General features: G+C 66.5%; 14 protein-coding genes. 10 read left to right on the forward strand and 4 right to left on the reverse strand.

Annotated elements, in window-relative coordinates; genetic code table 11:
• The first annotated feature begins 2 nt into the window (after window positions 1-2).
• The 6 genes from V9K99_RS00110 to V9K99_RS00135 all read left to right on the forward strand — a co-directional run bounded on the left by V9K99_RS00110 (window position 3) and on the right by V9K99_RS00135 (window position 7,608).
• Complete coding sequence (locus tag V9K99_RS00110) at window positions 3-1,445, forward strand: MFS transporter (protein ID WP_337008288.1); 1,443 nt, start codon at window positions 3-5, stop codon at window positions 1,443-1,445.
• Between the two features lie 215 nt (window positions 1,446-1,660).
• Window positions 1,661-3,283 (forward strand): ABC transporter substrate-binding protein, encoded by a 1,623-nt coding sequence (locus V9K99_RS00115; protein ID WP_337008287.1) that lies wholly within the window; start codon window positions 1,661-1,663, stop codon window positions 3,281-3,283.
• A complete protein-coding gene (locus V9K99_RS00120) occupies window positions 3,280-4,296 on the forward strand; it encodes an ABC transporter permease (protein ID WP_337008283.1) in 1,017 nt (338 codons plus the stop codon). Before V9K99_RS00115 ends, V9K99_RS00120 begins: the two co-directional genes overlap by 4 nt.
• Window positions 4,297-4,307: 11 nt before the next feature.
• On the forward strand, window positions 4,308-5,141 hold the full coding sequence (locus V9K99_RS00125) for an ABC transporter permease (protein ID WP_337008281.1): 834 nt from the start codon (window positions 4,308-4,310) through the stop codon (window positions 5,139-5,141).
• On the forward strand, window positions 5,138-6,841 hold the full coding sequence (locus V9K99_RS00130) for an ABC transporter ATP-binding protein (RefSeq protein ID WP_337008279.1): 1,704 nt from the start codon (window positions 5,138-5,140) through the stop codon (window positions 6,839-6,841). The genes V9K99_RS00125 and V9K99_RS00130 overlap by 4 nt, the downstream gene beginning before the upstream one ends.
• Window positions 6,842-6,852: 11 nt before the next feature.
• The gene (locus V9K99_RS00135; RefSeq protein ID WP_337008277.1) at window positions 6,853-7,608 is read left to right on the forward strand and encodes a (2Fe-2S)-binding protein; all 756 of its coding nucleotides are present in this window, start codon (window positions 6,853-6,855) and stop codon (window positions 7,606-7,608) included.
• Window positions 7,609-7,615: 7 nt separating this feature from the next.
• Here V9K99_RS00135 and V9K99_RS00140 read toward each other — a convergent pair whose 3' ends face one another.
• A complete protein-coding gene (locus V9K99_RS00140; protein WP_337008275.1) occupies window positions 7,616-9,133 on the reverse strand; it encodes a multicopper oxidase family protein in 1,518 nt (505 codons plus the stop codon).
• An 89-nt stretch (window positions 9,134-9,222) separates the two neighbouring features.
• A complete protein-coding gene (locus V9K99_RS42680) occupies window positions 9,223-9,615 on the reverse strand; it encodes a DUF6153 family protein (protein WP_443137104.1) in 393 nt (130 codons plus the stop codon).
• A 671-nt stretch (window positions 9,616-10,286) separates the two neighbouring features.
• Between V9K99_RS42680 and V9K99_RS00145 the strand changes: the two genes are divergently transcribed.
• On the forward strand, window positions 10,287-11,462 hold the full coding sequence (locus tag V9K99_RS00145; protein WP_337008273.1) for a PLP-dependent cysteine synthase family protein: 1,176 nt from the start codon (window positions 10,287-10,289) through the stop codon (window positions 11,460-11,462).
• A complete protein-coding gene (locus V9K99_RS00150; protein ID WP_337008271.1) occupies window positions 11,462-12,727 on the forward strand; it encodes an MFS transporter in 1,266 nt (421 codons plus the stop codon). The genes V9K99_RS00145 and V9K99_RS00150 overlap by 1 nt, the downstream gene beginning before the upstream one ends.
• A gap of 493 nt (window positions 12,728-13,220) precedes the next feature.
• On the opposite strand, the gene V9K99_RS00155 is transcribed toward V9K99_RS00150, so the two are convergent.
• Window positions 13,221-13,427 (reverse strand): hypothetical protein, encoded by a 207-nt coding sequence (locus V9K99_RS00155; RefSeq protein WP_337323613.1) that lies wholly within the window; start codon window positions 13,425-13,427, stop codon window positions 13,221-13,223.
• A 293-nt stretch (window positions 13,428-13,720) separates the two neighbouring features.
• Here V9K99_RS00155 and V9K99_RS00160 point away from each other — a divergent pair, with 293 nt between their 5' ends.
• Window positions 13,721-14,914 carry a lipid II:glycine glycyltransferase FemX gene (locus V9K99_RS00160; protein ID WP_337008267.1) on the forward strand — a complete coding sequence of 398 codons (1,194 nt, stop codon included), beginning with the start codon at window positions 13,721-13,723 and terminating at the stop codon, window positions 14,912-14,914.
• The gene (gene murJ / locus V9K99_RS00165) at window positions 14,797-16,545 is read left to right on the forward strand and encodes a murein biosynthesis integral membrane protein MurJ (protein WP_337008328.1); all 1,749 of its coding nucleotides are present in this window, start codon (window positions 14,797-14,799) and stop codon (window positions 16,543-16,545) included. Before V9K99_RS00160 ends, murJ begins: the two co-directional genes overlap by 118 nt.
• A gap of 27 nt (window positions 16,546-16,572) precedes the next feature.
• Here the strand turns inward: murJ and lnt are convergent, their stop codons facing one another.
• Entirely contained in the window at window positions 16,573-18,099 is a 1,527-nt protein-coding gene (gene lnt, locus V9K99_RS00170) for an apolipoprotein N-acyltransferase (RefSeq protein ID WP_337008265.1), read from the reverse strand.
• Window positions 18,100-18,221 lie beyond the last annotated feature (122 nt).

An 18,221-nucleotide genomic window follows, 5' to 3' on the forward strand; every position in this document is an offset into this window, starting at 1 on the left:
AAATGAGTGAGACATCCGTGCCGGTGTCGTCGAAGCGCTGGTGGGCGCTGGGGCTGATCGCCGCCGCACAGTTCATGGTGATCATGGACACCTCGATCATCGGGGTGGCATTACCGGAGATGCAGGCCGATCTCGGCTTCACTCCGGGAAGCTTGTCCTGGGTGTTCAATGCGTACGTCGTCGCGTTCGGCGGCCTGCTGCTACTCGGCGGCCGGTTGTCGGACCTGCTCGGCGCGCGCCGGATCTTCGCTGCCGGTTGGGCGATCCTGCTCGCTGGGTCGGTGCTGGCCGGCGTCGCCGGCGGAGTGGGGCTGGAGCTCACCGGCCGCGCGGTTCAGGGCGTAGGGGCGGCGCTGATCGCACCGGCGGCCTTGACGCTGCTGATGATGCTGTTCGGCGGCAACCCAGCGGAGCTGACCAAGGCGATCGCCCTGTACGGCGCCGCCGCGCCGGCAGGCGGTACGGCGGGAGTGTTTCTCGGTGGCGTGATCACCGAGTACATGTCCTGGCCCTGGGTCTTCTTCCTGAACATCCCTATCGCGCTGGTGGCGTTGATCGCGACGCCGGCTTTGATGCCTGTCGCAACTGCTCGGCGGGGCGGGGTCGACCTGCTGGGCGCGTTGACCGTGACCGCCGGGCTGGCGGCCGGGGTGTACGCGATCGTGCGGGCTCCCGAGGTCGGTTGGTCGTCGGCGCAGACCCTGCTGGTGGGTGCCGCGGCGGTGCTGCTGCTCGGTGTGTTCGTCGCGATCCAGGCCGCCCGTCGTGAACCGCTGATGCGGTTGGCGATCTTCCGGTCGCCGAACCTCGCGGCGGCGAACGTGGCGCAGTTGCTCCTTGGTGCGGCCTGGGTGCCGATGTGGTTCTTCCTGAATCTCTATCTGCAGCAGGTGCTGGGGTTGAGCGCGTTCCCGAGCGGCTCGGCGTTGTTGCCCATGACAACGTTCATCATGCTCGGCATGATCGTGGTCGCGCCACGGCTGATCGCCGCGATCGGCCCGAAGAAGACCCTCGTCACAGGGATGACCATCCTGACCGCCGGACTGGTGGCGCTGTCCCTGATCCGCTCCACTGGCTCGTTCTGGACCGACGTACTGCCGGCCTCGTTGATCGCGGCGGCGGGTATGTCACTGGCGTTCATCCCAAGCCTCGGCATCGCACTCTCCTCGGCCCGTCCCGAGGAAGGCGGCCTTGCGTCGGGGATCGTGAACACCAGCTACCAGATCGGTTCCGCCCTCGGCCTGGCCGCGATCACGGCACTCGCCGCGGCCAACGGTGCTGACGAGCTCGGCGTACCGACTGCTCTCACCAGCGGGTACTCCGCGGCCTTCGTCGGCGCGGCCGTGATCGCGGCTGTCGGTGCGGTGCTGGCGACGATCACCCTCCGGATGCCCAAGCCGGACGCCTCGGCTCAGGCCAGGAGCACGAGCTCGGCGGCGGTGTGATCCATCAAGCCCGGGGTGTGGCCGCATGACGTTGGCCGCGCCCCGGGGCCTCGCCATGCCTCAGCTCCGGACACGATACCCCCCTAAGGTAGCAGCGGTCAGCGGACTCTGCCACCTACTAAGAAACTTCGTAGGGATTTTCTTTTACCTCTTTGAGTCCTGCCGCCAGATCTATACAGTCAGGGCCCACAGCGGGTATACCTACCGGAGGTATCATGCGCAGAACTGTCATCCGGCCGCTCATGGTGGCGGCAGCGCTGGCGCTCGGGCCGGCCGCCTGCAGTGCCGATGCCGAACCGGCACCGAACGCACAGGGCAAGGCGACCGCGAAGGCCGTCACCATTGCGATCTCCTCTGACGAGGGGACGCTCACACCGTTCACCAACCAGACCGGATATCCGGGCAACAACCTGGTGAAGCTGATCTTCGACCCGCTTGCGGTCGTCCGCGGGGACGACGTCGTACCGCTGCTGGCCAAGGAGATCAAGACCACGGACAACAAGGTCTTCACGCTTCCGCTGCGGTCGGGCGTGACCTGGCACGACGGGAAGCCGTTCACGGCGGACGACGTGGTGTTCAGCGTTGAGTTCTACCGCAAGAACATGGAGGGCGACTCCGCGATCGACGTCCGGCCGATCGAGGCCGTCACCGCCGACGGCGACACGGTCACGATGACGCTGAAGACGGCCGATCCTGAATTCCCCCGGCGCATCCTCGCCGACATGGCCATGCTTCCCAAGCACATCTGGCAGTCGGTGACCAAGGTCAGCACCGCGGGCGCGGACAAGGCCGTCGGCACCGGCCCTTACAAGTTGACCAAGTACGACAACGCCCGCGGCTACACGCTGACGGCCAACACGTCGTACGCGCTGGGCACACCGCGCGTCGAATCCGTGAAGGTCGTCGTCATCCCGGAGGAGTCAACCCAGTTCGCGGCGCTGCGAACCGGTGAGATTCAGTTGTCGGCGCGGATCGTGCCACCACAGCAATTGGCCGCGTTGGAGAAGCAACCGAACATCGGCGTCGTCAAGGGCACCGAGTTCGCCTCGACCCTGCTGGCGTTCAACACGACCCGGCCGCCCTTCGACAAGCCAGAGGTACGGCGTGCCCTGGCGAAGGCCGTCAACGTCCACGACCTGGTCAAGACCTCATTGCTGGGACAGGGCAAGGCCGGGAACCCAGGCTTCATCCACCCGGAGTCCCCGGTCAAGCCGGACCAGCAAGCATCCCTGTACGACGCCGAGGCGGCCAACAGCGACCTGGACGCGCTCGGAGCCCAGCCAGGCCCGAACGGCACCCGAGTGCTCGACGGCAAGCCGATGTCCTTCGAACTCCTGGTGCAGAGCACGTCCACCGACCGACTGCGCAGCGCCGAGCTCATCCGCGACATGTTCAAGGCCGTCGGCGTCACGGTGAAGATCAGCGCACTCGACTCGGACTCCGTCGACGCGAAGGTCTGGCCCGGTTACGACGTACGCAAGGGCCGCAACTACGACATGACGATGTGGGGTTGGTCGGCGCCGGTGATGCTGAGCAGCGGAACGATCGCGCAGCTCTTCGACTCCGATCCCGATGACGGCTCGCTCAACATCGTCGGGCTCAAGGACCCGGCCACCGACACGATCCTCGACGAGCTGCGATCCGCGCCGACGATCGAGGGACGCACGGCGGCCGCCAAGAAGCTGCAGGCACGGATCGTCGATCAGATGCCTTTCGTCACGTTGTACTACCGCAACGGCGCGTACGCCTTCCGCAGGGACGTGTACGACGGCTGGACCTGGCAGAACGGGGCGGCCGTGCTGAACAAGTTCTCGCTCGTCGACTACAAACTCTCATGACGGAGGCCGTGGCGTCCGGGGCGAAGGTCACCGGGCGGCGCTCGTACCTGCGCTATCTCAGCGGCAGGTTCATCGAGTACGGCGTCGTGCTCCTGATCGCGTTGACGCTGAACTTCGCCCTCCCTCGGGCGCTGCCAGGCGGGCCGCTCAAGCTCTTCGGCAGCCCCGAGGCGCTGGCGAGGCTGACCGAGGACGAGCGCACTCAGATCGCGACGCAGTACGGGTTCGGCCAGCCATTGCCAGAGCAGTTCGCGAGCTATCTGAAGGGCATCTTCACCCTGCAGCTGGGGACTTCCCTCTCCGACGGCCGATCGGTCGCCGAAGCGCTCGGCGGTGCACTGCCGTGGACCTTGTTGCTGGTCGGAACGAGCATCGTCATCACCGCTGCGCTCGGTGTGACGCTCGGCATCCTGGGGGCACTGCGACGCCGGCGCGGTAAGGGATCTGGGTTGCTCGCGACAGCGATCGTCGTCGACTCACTCCCTCAGTTCTGGCTGGGCATGCTGCTCATCGTCGTGTTCGGCGTACAGCTGAGGCTGCTGCCCACGTTCGGAGTGTCCGGCATCGACGGTGTGACGGTGGGCGGTGTCCTGCAGCACCTGATCTTGCCGGTCACGACCTTGGTGATCACGGGCATGGGCTACCTGTTCATGTACACCCGATCGTCACTGTTGACCGTGCTGACCAGCGCACCGGTCCAGCATGCCCATGCCCGAGGTGTGCCGCCTGGACGGCTGATCAGGCGGCATGTACTGCGACCTGCTCTGCTGCCGGTACACACGATCCTGATGCTCGAGATCGGCTTCCTGGCGGCGGGCTCGATCGTGGTGGAGACCGTCTTCGCCTACCCCGGGCTCGGACGGTTGACCTTCGACGCGATCTCCGCGCGCGACTACCCGCTGATGCAGGGCGCATTCCTCGTTCTCACCGTCATGGTCGTCCTGATGAACGCGCTGGCCGACGCGACCTATCCCCTCCTCGATCCCCGCGCCAGGACCGGAGGCAATGAATGATGCTCCAACGTGTGGCCCCACGTAACCTGCTCGGCAGGCAGGGCACCATCGGTGCCGGCCTGCTGGCCACCATCGTCGGGATCGCAATCTACGGTGTGACACTGCCGCCCGGCGCCGGTCGCGACCGGGTAGCCGAACCGTACGCACCGCCGGGACCTGGGATCCCGCTCGGTGCCGACGACCTCGGCCGTAACCTCCTCGAACAGCTCGTCGTCGGAGCCGGCACGTCCCTGAGCCTGGCCTTCGTCGTCGCCGCGATCACTACCGTCATCGCCGCTGTAGTCGGCGGTGCCGCGGGGCTCGGACGACGCTGGCTGTCGACCACGATGATGCGCGGAATCGATGTCATGCTCATCCTGCCTGAGCTGATCCTCTATATCCTGGCAGCCGCGTTCCTCGGTCAGTCGTTCGGGATTCGCGTCGCGATCCTGTCGCTGATCCTCTGGCCTGTCCCTTCCCGGGTACTACGTGCCGCGGTGCTCACCGCATGGTCGCGCGGCCACCTGGAGGTCGCTCGCGCGATGGGGGCCGCGCGGTGGTGGCTGCTCGCCCGGCATGCGTCGTACCTCATCGGCCCGTTGCTCGTTCCGATCTTCGTGCGAACCGCCATGCGGGCGATCATCTACGACGCGACGCTGTCGTTCCTCGGTCTCGGTGATCCGACCGCGCCGAGCTGGGGTACGACGCTGTACTGGGTCCAGGTCAACGGCGTGTTCCTCTCCGACGCCTGGACGTGGTGGGCACTGCCACCGGGCGCGGCCATCACGCTGACTGTTCTCGCCCTCGCCCTCATCGGTATCGCGGTGGAAGACCGGCTCAACCCGGCGCTCAAGGAGGCTTCATGACGCTCACCGTGCGCGACCTCTCGGTGCGGTACTCAGGCCTCACTGCCGTCGACCGGATCAACCTCGACGTCGCCGACGGCGAGATCCTCGCTTTGGTCGGCGAGAGCGGCTGTGGAAAGACGTCGCTCGCCCGCGCACTGCTCGGTCTGCTCCCGGCCACCGCGGTGACGACCGGATCTGCACGCCTCGGCGAAGACGAACTCGCCGGCCGCGCCGACTGGACCGGTATCCGCGGTAAGCAGGTCGCGATCGTCCCTCAGGGCGCGATGACCGGGCTCAGCCCGGTGCATCGGATCGGCGTCCAGCTCGAAGAGATGATCGAGCTCCACGGCGGCAGCTCCACTCCGGCTGGGCTGCTCGATCGGGTCGGCCTCAGTCGCAGCATGCTGCGCTGCTTTCCCCACGAACTGTCCGGCGGCCAGCGACAACGGGTCGCGATCGCCCTGACAATGGCAGGCGAACCACGACTGCTGGTCGCGGACGAACCCACGACCGGCCTGGACGCGATCACCCAGCGACAGGTACTCGAGCTGCTCGCATCGCTGCGAATCAGCACTCTCGTGGTGTCGCACGACCTCGCAGGACTCATGCCTTACGCAAACCAAGTCGCGGTCATGTACGCCGGCCGGCTGGCCGAGGTCAGGGCGACATCGACGCTGTCCCGCGACACCGCGCATCCCTACACCGCGGGGCTGCTCACCGCGGCACCTGTGGCCGACCGGGCAGTCTCCTGGGGCAGCATCCCCGGATCGGCGCCGCCTCTCGACCACCTGCCCACCGGGTGCCGGTTCGCACCGCGATGCCCGCTCGCGATCCAGCGCTGCCGCGACGAGACCCCCGAGCTCCGGCAGTACGGCGACGCCTTGGTCGCCTGCCACCGACATGCCGAGACCGATCGGCCGACCTATCCCGTGGTCCCGCGGGCCTGCGAATCAGCCGGTAAGACGGTCGCCCGCCTCTCCGGAGTCCGTCACACCTATCGGAGCCGGACGCGCACCGTCGAGGCGCTGAAGGGCATCGACCTCGACATCCGGGCCGGCGAGATCGTCGGACTCGTCGGCGAGAGCGGATCGGGTAAGAGCACCCTGGCCCGGATCGTCCTCGGCCTGATCAGGCCGACCGGCGGCCGAGTCGAGGTCGCGGATCAGGACCTCACGGCCCTGCGAGGCCGAGCACTCCGGAAACTCCAGCAGCGCTTGGGGTTCGTACACCAGGACCCGTACGACGCGCTGCACCCGGGCATGCGGGTGGTGAGCATCGTGTCCGAGCCGCTGGTGATCGCCGGGGTACCGCGCGTTGCCCGAGCCCCCCGTGTCAAGGCCGCACTGGCGGCCGCAGGTCTGCCGGACGACCTCCTGCAACGCTTTCCCGACCAACTGTCCGGCGGACAGCGGCAGCGGGTCTCCATCGCTCGCGCCCTGGTCGCAGATCCAGTGCTGCTCATCGCAGACGAAGCCACATCGATGCTCGATGTCTCGAGCCGGGCCGGCATCGCCACCACCCTTCGGTCGGTCGCCACCGAACGAGGCCTCGCCGTCGTCTTCGTGACGCACGACCTCGGCGAAGCGGTGCAGTCCTGCGACCGGATCGTCGTACTTCGATCCGGGACGATCGTCGAGCACGGCGCATCAGCCGTGCTGTGCCGATCGCCCGAGCACCCCTACACCGCCGAACTCCTGCAGGCAGCGCACACCGGATGAAGGACCAACGGATGCCCGACGTCTTCGCCAGACTGGAATCCTTCGGAAACCGCTATCGGCTCGAGACCGACCTGAGCTCGGGAACCGACTGGATCGGATGCGACACGCTGCTCGATCCCTGGTCGGACGAGTTGGGTCGTGTGCTCGAGGCCGAGCGGCACGCCAGCGGCCAGGTCTCGGATCACGCGACCGCGCTGACAGTGATGGCTGTGTACGCCGGCACGGTCACAGCATCCGCACTCCTGGCCTGGGCGCTGGAGGACGTGGTCGTCGACATGCGTCCGTCCAATGTCGCTATCCGGCTCTCTCCGCACCATGGCTTCGAGGCGGTCGGACTCCGTGAGCCGCGCCTCGTCGACGCCTCTGTCGACACGTTGGTCTCCTGGGTCCTCGACGAACACCTCCTCCCGCTCGCGGAGGCGATGCGAGCGCGCACCAGGGCCGGTCTGCGTCAGCTCAACGGCGGCGTGGCGCACGGCTGCGCGGCGGCGTTCTGCATCGCCAGCCGAAGAGGTGGCGACGTGGACCTGCTGGAACGCGCCTACCAGAAGTTCCTGGCCGCGTCGACCGGCGGAATCGATGCCCTCGGCAAGGTCGTCAGGCTGCGGGAGAACGACCGTGAGGGGCTGTTCTACCTCCGCAACACGTGCTGCCTCTACTACACCTCCGCCGAGGCAACCAAGTGCTCCAGTTGCTGCCTGGACCCTGCCGAGGACCGCATCGCCGCCTACCGCCGGGGCCTCGCCGACGGTGTCGTGCCGCATTGATCCACTGTCATGCCTGATACGCCACCAGCGCCATCATCCCCGCCTCGCCGTGGTAGGCGTTGTGGCAGTGCAGCAACCACTGCCCCGGGTTGTCCGCATCGAAGATGACCGACAGTGTCTTCCGTGGCAGCACGATCGCCGTGTCCTTCCGTGGACCGGCATCACCGAGCTGATACGTGTGACCATGCAGGTGCATCGGGTGCCACATGTCGGTGTCATTGACGAACTCGAGCCGAACCCGCTGTCCCGCGCGGATCAGCAGCGGAGTCGCCGCCGGGTCCTCCATGTCGAACCGCTTGCCGTTGACCGACCAGTCGTACTCGTCCATTCCACCGGTCAGCTTCAGTTGGTGAGTCACGTCTGGTTCTGCCTGCTTCAGTCGCGCCTCCTCGGCCGCCTCGAGCTGCGACGCCATCCCAATCGACCCGCTCAACTCAGCCGGTCGTGCAGCGGCCGGCGGACGTGTGCCTGCCCCGGTGCGGACCATCGCCATGCCGGTCTGGTTCTTACCTTCGGCCAAGGCCACCAAAGGGAACACGCCGTCGGCCAGTGTCACGAGTACGTCGTACCGCTCGCCCATCCCGATCAGTAGTGCGTCGAACTGCTTGTGCTCGACGGGATACCCGTCGGTGTGGGTGATCGTCAGCTTGTGACCGCCGAGCGCGACTCGGTACGCCGTGTCGGAGCCGGCGTTGATGATCCGCAGCCGGACTCTTGTGCCCGGCTTGGCCGTGTACACCTCCGGATCCGCCGCCACCCGGCCGTTGATCAGGTGGTAGGGGTACTTCACGTCGCCCGCGTCTCCGCCGAGCAGCTCGCTCTCAGCGTCCATGAGCAGGTACCGCATCGACATGCCAGGCATCGAGCCCATCCCGCCCATGCCTTGCTTCACCTCGGCGAACACATCGTCGGGTGTTCCGTTGAGACCGTCGACCCAGTCGTCGAGCACGACCATGAATTCGTCGTCGTACGACAGCGGCTCCTTGGGATCCTCGACGATCAGCGGCGCATACAAGCCGCGGTCGAGCTGAACGCCCACGTGCGGATGGAAGAAGTAGGTGCCGGGATCGGGGGCGACGAAGCGGTAGGTCAAGGAATCTCCCGACGCGGTCGGCTTCTGCGTCACGCCTGGAACCCCGTCCATGTCGTTGCGCAAGGCAACACCATGCCAGTGGATCGACGTCGCACTTCCGGTCGGGAGCCGGTTGGACAGCGTGGCGACCAGCGTGTCGCCGGCCGGGATCCGGATCGGCGTGCCCGGCGTACGCCGATCGAACGCCCAGGTCGCTGCCAGGAGGCCGGCGCCCAAACCGATCGTGGCCGGCACGGCCGTCAGCGCCACCTTGTGCTCGCGACCGGTCCCCTTGCGGGCGTCCTCCGCCCGCGCTACTTCCGCTCCGGTCGGTGCGACCAGCGACGGCGTGGACGGTGTGCTGCCGCCCGACTTGCTGCAGCCGGCAAGGACGCCGGTCGCGGCAGCGGCAAGGCCTCCCAGCAGCACAGTACGGCGATTGATGGTGTTCATGTCAAAGTCCTCTCTCGATGTATGCAACGCCTCAGGAACAGAGGCAGGTCAGGTCCGTGCGACGGCAACATGAGCCGTCACGCGGCGACCTATATGCGTGACACCGAGAGCCGAGACAGGTCCGGCGGACCCCGAGCGATGGTGCGACCGACGACAGTCGTTGAGCGCAGCGGGCGCAGCATCCCTTCCCACGCAGGAACCGCCGGTGAGGGTGGCACGGCTGCCACGATGTCGACACTCGGCGCCGCGCACAGTTGCATGCCGGACGAGCCACAAGGTCCCAACCCGTGGCCCGAATCGTGATCAGCGCGTTGGGGCATCGAGAGGTGTGCAGCACCGCCCTGCGGCAACACGACCTGGGCCACCATCGAATGGCCGGGCGAATGCAATGAGGACACGGCGCTACCCGCCGAGGCATGGTGAACCAGTACGGCGAGCGCAACACACAGGGCGAGCAGTCCGCGGGACGCCATCCTCATCATCGCCGTCTCACCCACCTCGTCGTTCGATCCGCGGATCTTCAGCGTGAACCTCTGACCAGGCTGCGCAGGAGCGTGAGTTCGGCCGATTGGACGTCCCCCGCTCCGGGGGTGTGGTGATCGTCGGCATCGACGTCAGTTTAGGTGACCGCAGCAACCACCGGCCAAGCATTCCTTGAGTCACAAAGAGTATCCGCTATGCTGCATATCGTGACCGAGACTGCAGCGACCGGCCGCCGTCGGCTGGTTCTCGTGGTCATGGTCATCTGTACCCTGGTCTTGGCGAGCCCTCCGTGGTGCGCCCTGCAAACGGACCATCATGCCGGGCATTCAGGCTCGCCCACCGCCGTAGAACCGGTCGTGGGTGAACCGTCTGATGACGCCGCATCGCATTGCTCCAGCACCCGACCTGCCGACACCGCCATCCGCGCCCAGGCCCCCGACGCCCCCGGGCCTATGGTCACCGGCTCAACGCCACCGACTTGGCACGCGGCCACCCTGATGCGGCCGGCCGACGCCCGCGCGTCCGCCGTACCTCTCGCCTCTCATGCTCTGATTCGGACCTGCCAACTGCGCATATAGGTGTCCCTTCCCGGCCATGGCCGGACACAGACCTTGGTCAGTGGATTGCCCCTTCGCGCCCGCCACGCGAGGGTCGTCGAAAGGGACACAACGTGAACAGCACTACTGGTGCGCTTCTCCGCGCCCAGAATCTCGATCGAACCGCCGGCACGGGGATCGCGGCGGTGTCCGCGGGCGTCGCCTGGCGTACCCCGGCGGGCATCGTCGGAAACACACCAACCATGTGGATCGGCGACGTTCTGCACGGCACCGGCACCGAACAGGGTTACTGGGCCAAGCTGGAAGGGCACAACCCTGGCGGAATGAAGGACCGCGCCGCCCTCCACATGGTCGGTCGCGCCCGCGACCGCGGTGACCTGCTGCCGGGCGCCCGGATCGTCGAATCCAGCAGTGGAACGCTGGGGCTCGGCCTCGCACTGGCCGGTGTCGTCTACGGGCATCCCGTGACTGTCGTCACCGATCCGGGCATGGAGCCGCTGGTGGTCCATACGCTGCGCGCCTACGGGGCTCAGGTCGACATGGTCGACACCCCCGATCCAGTCGGCGGGTGGCAGCAGTCGCGCCGTGATCGCGTCAGGCAACTCCTGGACGCCGATCCGGATGCGTGGTGCCCGGACCAGTACAACAACTTCGACAACGTCGACGCCTATGCCGGACTGGCCACCGAACTCCTCGCGCAGGTCGGCCGAATCGACATCCTGGTAGCCAGCGTCGGCACCGGCGGTCATTCCGCCGGTGTATCCCGAGCTCTGCGTGAGTACTGCCCAGAGCTGAGAGTCGTCGGGGTCGACTCGATCCGGTCGACCATCTTCGGGCAGCCGGCCGGGGCACGGCTGATGCGAGGGTTGGGCAGCAGCATCCACCCGGGCAACGTGGATTACTCGACGTTCGCCGAGGTCCACTGGGTCGCCCCCGGCGAGGCCGTTTGGGCCTGTCGACGGCTTGCGTCGAACGCCGGTACGACGGGCGGCTGGAGCGTCGGCGCGGTCGCGCTGGTAGCCGATTGGGTTGCCCGGACCTCACCTGCCGGAACGCGGATCGCGGCCGTATTCCCGGACGGCCCACAGCGATACTGGGACACAGTCTTCAGCGACGACTACTGCCGACAGCACGATCTCGACAACATCCGACCCGCCTTGCGACCGGACGAGCTTCCGCACCCGGCCGCCGCCGTACCGCAGCGCTGGACTCGCTGCGCCACAGTCGTTGATCCACGGATGGCCGCCGCCGGACAGCCGGGCATGTCGGCAGGAGCGGTGGTCGGGTGATGGGACAGCTGATCGCCCAGTACCGAGGGATGCCGAATGTGACGCGGCTGCTCTTGGTGAATCAGTTCAGCATCAACTTCGGTTTCTACCTGCTGATGCCGTATCTGGCCCAGCATCTGGCCGGAACGCTTGGGCTCGCCGCCTGGCTGGTCGGTCTCGTCCTCGGAGTCAGGAACCTTTCCCAGCAAGGGATGTTCGCCGTCGGAGGCGCACTTGCGGACCGATTCGGCTACAAGCCGCTGATCGTGGCCGGCTGTGTACTGCGCACCACCGGGTTCGCCATGCTTGCGTTGGTGGAATCCGTTCCCGCTCTGGTGATCGCCTCCGCGGCCACCGGACTGGCCGGCGCGTTGTTCAACCCCGCCGTCCGCGCCTACCTGGCACTCGACTCCGCGGACCGAAGGGTCGAAGCGTTCGCCTTGTTCAACGTGTTCTACCAGGCCGGCATCCTCGCCGGGCCGCTCGTCGGCCTGGCACTGACCGGCGCGAGCTTCCGTCTCACCTGTGCCGTTGCCGCTGCCGTCTTCGCCGTACTGTCGATCGTCCAGTTCCGCGCCCTGCCGCCACAAGAAGCGAGCACACGCAGTGAGAACAGCATCCTGGCGCAGTGGCGGACCGTCGTCGCGAACCGGCCGTTCCTCCTCTTCGCCACTGCCATGATCTGCTCCTACGTCCTGTCGTTCCAGGTCTACCTCGCACTTCCACTGGAAGTACGACGGGTCGGCGGCGACGGCAACGCGACGACCATCGGCGTCGCCGCACTCTTCGTCGCCTCCGGCCTCCTCACGGTGCTTGCGCAAACGCGGATCACCGCGTGGTGCAAGACTCGAATTCCTGCGGGTCACGCCCTGGCGGTGGGCCTGGTGCTGATGGCTTCGGCGTTCGTGCCGCTGCTGGTCACCAGTACGCTAGGTCCAAGCGGTCTCATGGCATCGGCAGTCCTGCCTTGCCTTGCCGCCGCACTACTCCTTGCCGTGGGCACGATGTTCGCTTTCCCCTTCGAGATGGACACGATCGTCGCGCTGGCGGGCGGCCGCCTCGTCGCAACTCACTACGGGATCTACAACACCATCTGCGGCATCGGCATCACCGTCGGCAATCTCCTCACCGGTGCAGCCCTCGACGAAGCCCGTGCTCGTGGCCTGTCGGCTCTTCCCTGGCTGTCACTCATCACCCTCGGCCTGCTCAGCGCGGCGATGCTCGCCGTACTGCACCGCACCGGCCGTCTCACCCCCGCCGACAGCCCAGTCGCCGTCCACTCGTAGCTGACAACGGCGCGCGGTGAGGGCCACCCCCTCACCGCGTCCCGCGGTCACACTCGTCGAGCGGTGACCGAACAACCATCAGATTCGGGATCGCGGAACGACCGTGCAGGACCATCCATGACCCAGGTCAACTTCGTTGTCTTTAGCAACAACCGGAGTTGTGACGCCGCGTACGGCCGCGACTACTATGCACCTTAGTTGATCGAAAGCGATCCGAATCCGGAGTGCAGTGAGCCGGCATTGATCTACTATGCTGCCTAGTAGCTGATGGCTGGGTGCCGCCCAGCCCGATCCGAAAGAGGCGCATGGCCACGGTGACGCGCGGACACGCCGGCATCCCAGCGGTCATCGCGTTGGCCGTCGTCTTGGGTCTCCTGACTCTGTTCACCCATAGCTCGCCGCATTCCTCGAGCAGCCGATCCGACTCGGTCGGGTCCTACCTGCATGGCTGCACCTCGACGCTCGAATCCGTACGGGTTGTCATCCACGGCAGTCACGTCGAGAATCGGGCCACCGCCAGCAACCCGGTCGTCACGCCGGCAACCGGCCCCATGTCCGGCAGCGCCGCCGACAACGAGCCGCATCCGATGCCGGGGGCCTGCTTGGCAGTCTTGATCGCGATCGCCGTCGGCGTTCTGCTCGGTTTCGCCCTGCGAGCGCTGCCGTCGCGACGCTGGATCCTGCCTCCGCCGTCCACCATTCCCGTGCTCCGGCCGAGAACCGCTTGGTGTCTACCAGCCCGACGGCTGGCCCTTTGTTCACGGCTGTTGCTGTAGGCCGACCGTGGATTCATCTCGCCGTTTCCACGGCGGCCCTGCTGTGTCGTATCCCTTTCCATCCTGAGCGGCCCGTAGGCCCCAGGCAGCTCGACGCAGCCAGGGCTTCTCCCATTCCACTTGTGGCCGGACGACCGGCGGCAACGCGCCGCGTTCCGAGTGACAGCCCCGCTGGGTCCGCGACCGGTCACGCCAGGAGCCTTCAAGGAGTACTCGCATGGCCAGCCCGATCTCGCGCCATCCCTCAACGTGGTCATCTTCGCCACAGCAGCCGCGACGGCAGCAGGACCCATTCGAGGTTCTGACCATCACCCCTGAATTGCACGCCGACTACATCCGAACCCTGCCTAGTGCCAGCTTCCTGCAGTGCCCATCCTGGGCCGATGTGAAGGCAGGGTGGCAATCCGAGACGATCGGATGGGCCGACCCTACGGGAGCACTCGTGGGATCGGCCCTCGTGCTCTACCGACCGGTTCGGGCAACCGGGCACCGATTCGCCTACCTGCCTGAAGGCCCGCTGATCGACTGGAGCCATGACGATCTGTCGCTGTGGCTCGAGCCACTGATCGCCCATCTCCGCAGTCGACGGGCCTTCGCAGTCAGAATGGGGCCGCCGGTCGACGTGAGTCGATGGAACACACCTACCCTCAAGTCCGCACTCCACAGTGACCAAGTCCTCGACCTTCACGACCTCCCGCCAGATGAGGTGGACGAGAGCGGTACGGCGACCGCAGAGCAGCTGCGGTCGCTCGGATGGCGCAGCAGCGGGCGGCTGACCCGCGCCGCCGTACAGCCCGCTGTCATCTTCGAACTCCCACTGGCGGACCGGTCGCTCGACGACATCTGGCGTGGCTTCAGTCAACAATGGCGCCGGAACATCCGGAGAGCCCAGCGCGAAGGCGTCGAGGTGTCCATCGGGGAGTACGACGACCTGCCGGTCTTCTACCAACTGCTCAAGGTGACGCAGGAGCGCGACGGCTTCGATCTGGGTCGGTCACTCGGTTACTATCAGCGTCAGTACAAGGCGCTCGCCGCTGAACATCCGCGGAGGATGCGGCTATATCTGGCGCACCACGGCGGCGAGACGCTGGCCGCGCACACGATGAACATCGTCGGCGACCGCGCCTGGTACCACCTTGGCGCGTCAGCGGGCCACCGCCGAGAGCTGCGCCCCAGCCACGCGTTGCAGTGGCAGATGATCCGCGACGCTCACGCGGCGGGCTGCGCCGTCTACGACATGCGCGGATTCAACACCACACTCGACGAAAGCGACCGTCGCAGCGGACTCCTCCGATGGAAGCTGGGCACTGGCGGACGAGCTGTCGAACGACTCGGCGAGTGGGACTACCCACTCAACCGTTCCCTGTACCACGCCTTCAACCTGTACCTCGCATCCCGGCGGCTGACGTGACCACAGAAAGCCCACCGCTGCTGCGCTCGAGCGCCATTATGGCGGTGGGAACGATCGTATCCAGGATCACCGGATTCGCGCGGAATGCAGCTCTCGTCGCAGCGCTCGGTACGGCGCTGCTGGCTGATGCCTACAACGTCGCCAACACGATGCCAACCATCCTCTACATCCTGCTGCTGGGAGGCGCACTCAACGCAGTCTTCGTCCCGCAACTCACCGCCGCGGCGCGCCGGGACCTCGACCACGGTGCCGAATTCGCCAACCAATTGTTGACCGCAGCCCTCCTCTTCCTGCTCGCGATCACCATCGCCTCATGGCTGCTGGCTCCCCAGATCGTCGATCTCTACTCGGACTTCACCGGCACTCAAAGGACGCTCACCATCACCTTCGCCCGCTTCTTCCTGCCGCAGATCTTCTTCTACGGCCTCTTCACGATGCTCGGGCAACTGCTCAACGTGCGCGGGCGCTTCGGCCCGATGATGTGGGCCCCAGTCCTGAACAACCTCATCGTCATCGCCACCGTGTGCATCTACCTGCTGGTCTCCGGCGATGACAGCGCCGCCTCGGAACTCGGCACCCTGGAGATCCGGCTTCTGGGGGCCGGCACCACGGCAGGCGTCATCGTGCAAGCTCTGATCTTGATACCCGCGCTCCGCGCGACCGGCTTCCAGTGGCGACCTCGTCTGCGCCGGCGCGACAGCGGCCTACGACAGGTCGCGGAACTGGCCATCTGGACGGTGCTGGTCGTCGTTGTCAACCAGATCGGTTACTGGGTCGTCACGCTGCTCTCCACAAACGTCTCGATGACTGCCGACCGGCAAGGCATCCCGTACGGCGTCGGCTACACCGCCTACAGCAATGCGCACCTGCTCTGGCTCATTCCGCAAGGCGTCGTCACCGTGTCGATGCTTACGGCGCTGATGCCCAAATTGAGCAGTTCAGTCGCAGACCAGGACTTCCCGACCGTCCGCGCTGATGTTGCATACGCCGTACGCATCACTGCCACGGTGATCGTGCCGACGGCCCTGTTCTTCCTCGCGCTCGGCCCGCAGATCACGACGGCGGCGTTCCTACGAGGCAACGTGACCGTCCAGGACACCGTGGCGATGGGGTACATGCTGATGGCGTTCGCGCTCGGTCTGATCCCGTTCTCAGCGCAGTACATTCTGGTACGGGTGTTCTATGCGTTGCACGACACCAAGACACCCCTGGCGATCGCGGTCGTGACGACCTCAGTCCACGGGTGGCTGACGATCCTCGCCTTCATGACGCTGCCGACTCGCTGGGCAGTCACTGGTATGGCCGCCGGATACGGGATCGCCTACGCCGTCGGGCTGGCGATCACGGCCCGGAAACTGCACGCCCGTATCGGTGGCTTCGGAGTCGGCGATGCCGTGCGCCATCACGCCCTGCTCCTACTCGCCGGCATGGTCCCGGCCCTCACAGCGTTCGCGATCGGACGAGGAGTCGCGGCATGGATCGGCTACGGCGCCTCGGCGTCGCTGCTTGCGGTCGTCGCTGGGTCGTTCGGCTTCCTCGTCATGTTTGCCGTCTCGGCCCGTGTCCTGAGCATCGGCGAGATCGCCATGTTCACCGAAACGGCGCGACGACGAGTTCGGCGGCTGATCTGAGACCGCCTGACAACGAGTCCGCGCTCCTCAGCGGCGGCGTGCCGCGATGCGCAAACCACCGGCCGCGACACTGATCAGGCCAATAGCGATCAGGAGCGCTTCGGGCCACGCTCCGATCCGGGTCGCGATCGTGCGGTCCGTGCGCAACGGCAACGTCCCGGTCAGGATCTCCTGTGTGAAGTGGCCGGACTTCTGCTGGATCGCTCCGTCCGGGCCGATCAAGGCACTGACACCAACGGTGGAGATGTGGACCACCGATCGGCCGTACTCGACGGCCCGCAGCCTGGACATCGCCAACTGCTGCACGCTTTCATCGGTCCGGCCGAACGTCGCGTTGTTGGTCTGGATCACCAGCAGGTCGGCGCCGTTGTCCACGGCATCCTTGAGCAGGTCGTCGAAGGCCACCTCGAAACAGATGCCGACGCCCACTGTCGCGGGACCGACCTTCAGCACGTTCGGCCCGCGTCCAGCGGTGAAGTCCGCTTTGACCAAGTCCACCTTGGCCGTGATCTTGCGGAAGAAGGATCGGTAGGGAATGTACTCACCGAAAGGCACCGGCCTGCGCTTCACGTACCGCTCTCCCGGCCCGGTGCCTGGGTTCCAGACGATGCTCGTGTTGCTGATCTTCGGCGCCGGCTCTTGGAGGACAGTGCCCACTAGGACCGGTACACCGACCTGGTCAACCGCCTCGGAGATCATGTCTGCCGCAGCGGTGTCGCGGAGCGGATCGATGTCACTGGCGTTCTCAGGCCACAGCACTAGGTCGGGCCGTGTCATCGCGCTGGTGGCGACGTCCGCGGCGAGGCGTCCGGTCGCGTCGGCGTGGTTCCGCAGCACCGCACGGCGTTCCGCGTTGAAGTCCAGGCCTGCGGTCGGCACGTTGCCCTGAACTGCCCCGACCGTGACACGCCGATCCCCCGCTGCTGCGTCTCCTGCGCCCGGGCGGGGCACCAATCCACCAGCGCTGAATACCACGGCCGCAGCGATCAGCAGCACCACGGCGCCGGCGCGCTCCCCCAGAACCGTTGAGGCCGTGAGGTGGCCGCGCCGCGACACGACCAGAATCGTCTGCCCAAGAAGAGCTCCGGATACCGCGACGGCGAACGACACGAGAGGCGCTCCCCCGATGGCAGCCAGTCCCACACTCGGGGCATCTGACTGGGAGAACGCCAGGCGCCCCCAGGGAAACCCACCGAATGGAGTGCGGGACCGCACTGCCTCCTGGCCGACCCAGAGGCACCCGAAGGCCACCGCCTGCATGGCGCTCCGACGGCTACACCTCAGCGCCACCGTCGCGGCAGCTCCCAACACGGCGAAGTACAGCGTCTCCAACGTGGCCAGCGCTAGCCACGGCATCTTTCCGACATAGATGCCTGACCAGGCCAGGTGAGGCACGAAGAACGCTGCTCCGAACACGAAGCCTACGAACGCGCCCCACCGGATCCCACGCCCGTCCAGAGCGATCACCAGCATTGCGACCGCAACTGGCGGCAACCACCACCAGCCGACACCGGGAAACGCCAGATCGAGAGCGATGCCCCCGGCAATGGCCATCACGACTCCTGGCCATCGCCGCAGCCGCTCTCTCACAGGTCCTCCAAGCCGTCAACTATTCTCGATAGTAGATGGTCGCTCCGTGCCACCGGTTGCCGGTCGCTGACAAGGATGTGCGTGCA

The sequence above is a fragment of the Kribbella sp. CCNWLW201 genome (assembly GCF_037203805.1).
GTDB lineage: Bacteria > Actinomycetota > Actinomycetes > Propionibacteriales > Kribbellaceae > Kribbella.

What these genes read in the sequence shown, in the direction of transcription:
- lnt (WP_337008265.1), bottom strand. Translation starts at nt 18,099, where the DNA reads ATGGCCATTGCCGGGGGCATCGCTCTCGATCTGGCGTTTCCCGGTGTC.
- V9K99_RS00130 (WP_337008279.1), top strand. Translation starts at nt 5,138, where the DNA reads ATGACGCTCACCGTGCGCGACCTCTCGGTGCGGTACTCAGGCCTCACT.
- V9K99_RS00115 (WP_337008287.1), top strand. Translation starts at nt 1,661, where the DNA reads ATGCGCAGAACTGTCATCCGGCCGCTCATGGTGGCGGCAGCGCTGGCG.
- V9K99_RS00150 (WP_337008271.1), top strand. Translation starts at nt 11,462, where the DNA reads ATGGGACAGCTGATCGCCCAGTACCGAGGGATGCCGAATGTGACGCGG.
- V9K99_RS00110 (WP_337008288.1), top strand. Translation starts at nt 3, where the DNA reads ATGAGTGAGACATCCGTGCCGGTGTCGTCGAAGCGCTGGTGGGCGCTG.
- V9K99_RS00140 (WP_337008275.1), bottom strand. Translation starts at nt 9,133, where the DNA reads ATGAACACCATCAATCGCCGTACTGTGCTGCTGGGAGGCCTTGCCGCT.
- V9K99_RS00120 (WP_337008283.1), top strand. Translation starts at nt 3,280, where the DNA reads ATGACGGAGGCCGTGGCGTCCGGGGCGAAGGTCACCGGGCGGCGCTCG.
- murJ (WP_337008328.1), top strand. Translation starts at nt 14,797, where the DNA reads ATGGAAGCTGGGCACTGGCGGACGAGCTGTCGAACGACTCGGCGAGTG.
- V9K99_RS00135 (WP_337008277.1), top strand. Translation starts at nt 6,853, where the DNA reads ATGCCCGACGTCTTCGCCAGACTGGAATCCTTCGGAAACCGCTATCGG.
- V9K99_RS42680 (WP_443137104.1), bottom strand. Translation starts at nt 9,615, where the DNA reads ATGATGAGGATGGCGTCCCGCGGACTGCTCGCCCTGTGTGTTGCGCTC.
- V9K99_RS00160 (WP_337008267.1), top strand. Translation starts at nt 13,721, where the DNA reads ATGGCCAGCCCGATCTCGCGCCATCCCTCAACGTGGTCATCTTCGCCA.
- V9K99_RS00155 (WP_337323613.1), bottom strand. Translation starts at nt 13,427, where the DNA reads ATGGTGGACGGCGGAGGCAGGATCCAGCGTCGCGACGGCAGCGCTCGC.